This is a genomic window from Bacteroides sp. AM44-19 (assembly GCF_003603395.1).
GTDB classification, from domain to species: domain Bacteria; phylum Bacteroidota; class Bacteroidia; order Bacteroidales; family Bacteroidaceae; genus Bacteroides; species Bacteroides uniformis.
In genome coordinates, this window is record NZ_QTNB01000056.1 from 1 (window position 1) to 1,824 (window position 1,824).

The 1,824-nt window shown below is 49.0% G+C and carries 2 protein-coding genes; one reads left to right on the top strand and one right to left on the bottom strand.

Annotation, left to right across the window (positions count from 1 at the left end):
- On the top strand, nt 1–1,614 hold a 1,614-nt coding region (gene mobC / locus DW947_RS21330; RefSeq protein WP_119958635.1), incomplete at its 5' end, for a conjugal transfer protein MobC.
- Nucleotides 1,615–1,695: 81 nt separating this feature from the next.
- Here the strand turns inward: mobC and DW947_RS21335 are convergent.
- Nucleotides 1,696–1,824 (bottom strand): RteC domain-containing protein (locus DW947_RS21335; RefSeq protein ID WP_207804816.1); only part of this gene is annotated, 129 nt, incomplete at its 5' end.

Below are 1,824 nucleotides of genomic sequence, written 5' to 3' on the forward strand. Positions count from 1 at the left end.
ACGGGCTATGTCTGCCTGTTGATGGGTGGTCTGTGGATGAGCCGCCTGTTGAAGCACAACCTCATGGACGATGTATTCAACAACGAGAACGAGAGTTTCATGCAGGAAACACGGCTCATAGAAAGTGAGTATTCGGTCAATCTGCCGACACGTTTCTATTACAGGAAACGCTGGAACAACGGTTGGATCAATGTAGTTAATCCCTTCCGTGCGTCCATCGTGTTGGGTACGCCGGGCAGCGGCAAGTCCTATGCCGTGGTAAACAATTTTATCAAGCAACAGATTGAAAAGGGCTTTAGTCAATACATCTACGATTTCAAGTATCCCGACCTATCTACTATTGCCTACAACCATTTGCTGAACCACCCGGACGGCTACAAGGTAAAGCCGAAGTTCTATGTGATCAACTTCGACGACCCGCGACGCTCTCATCGGTGCAATCCCATTCACCCGGATTTCATGGAGGATATTACAGACGCTTACGAGAGTGCGTACACGATTATGCTCAATCTCAATAAAACGTGGGTGCAGAAGCAGGGTGACTTCTTCGTGGAATCACCTATTATCTTGTTTGCCAGTATTATATGGTATCTCAAAATCTATAAGGGTGGTAAGTATTGCACGTTTCCCCATGCCATTGAGTTCCTGAACCGCCGTTACGAGGATATTTTCCCGATTCTTTCTTCATATCCCGAACTTGAAAACTACCTCTCACCATTCATGGATGCTTGGCTCGGTGGGGCGGCTGAGCAGCTTCAAGGGCAGATAGCATCGGCGAAAATTCCGCTCTCGCGCATGATTTCCCCGCAACTCTATTGGGTAATGTCGGACAGCGAGTTTACGCTGGATATCAACAATCCCGAAGAGCCGAAAATCCTGTGCGTGGGTAACAATCCCGACCGTCAGAATATTTATGGTGCGGCTCTCGGTCTGTATAACTCCCGTATCGTAAAGCTCATCAACAAGAAGGGGATGCTGAAGTCGTCGGTCATTATAGATGAACTACCGACGATATATTTCAAGGGGCTGGACAACCTTATTGCCACCGCACGAAGCAACAAGGTTGCCGTGTGTCTGGGCTTTCAGGATTTCAGCCAGTTGGTGCGCGACTATGGCGATAAGGAAGCTAAAGTCGTGATGAACACCGTCGGTAATATCTTCTCCGGGCAGGTGGTGGGTGAAACCGCCAAGACGCTATCCGAACGCTTCGGAAAGGTCTTGCAGAAACGGCAGTCCATTTCCATCAACCGGCAGGACGTTTCCACCTCTATCAATACGCAGATGGACGCGCTTATCCCGCCCAGCAAGATTTCCGGCTTGACGCAGGGAATGTTTGTCGGTTCTGTGTCCGATAACTTCAACGAGCGCATTGAACAGAAGATTTTTCACTGCGAGATTGTCGTGGATGCAGAGAAGGTGAAACGCGAGGAAAAAGCCTACAAGAAGATACCCGTCATTACCGACTTCACGGACGAGGATGGCAACGACCACATGAAGGAAACGGTGCAGGCGAATTACAGGCGCATCAAGGAGGAAGTCAAGCAGATTGTTCAGGAGGAACTGGAGCGGATTGCCAACGACGACAATCTGAAACACCTGTTACAGCAGAAATAACCGGGCTGACGTGAGGCAATGAAAGCGGGCGGAACAAAGTATCAAACTTGCTCCGCCCGTTATTCTTTAGGGATTCTTAGTCTATCTTCTCATACGCTCCATCTCTTCGTCACGGAGCATCTTCTCGTTCAGTTTTTCCTGCATTTTGTCAAGGAAGTAGGTGCGGCTTTCGTTCTTCCGGCGTTTGATATCAGTGTAGAAGCGGTAGCA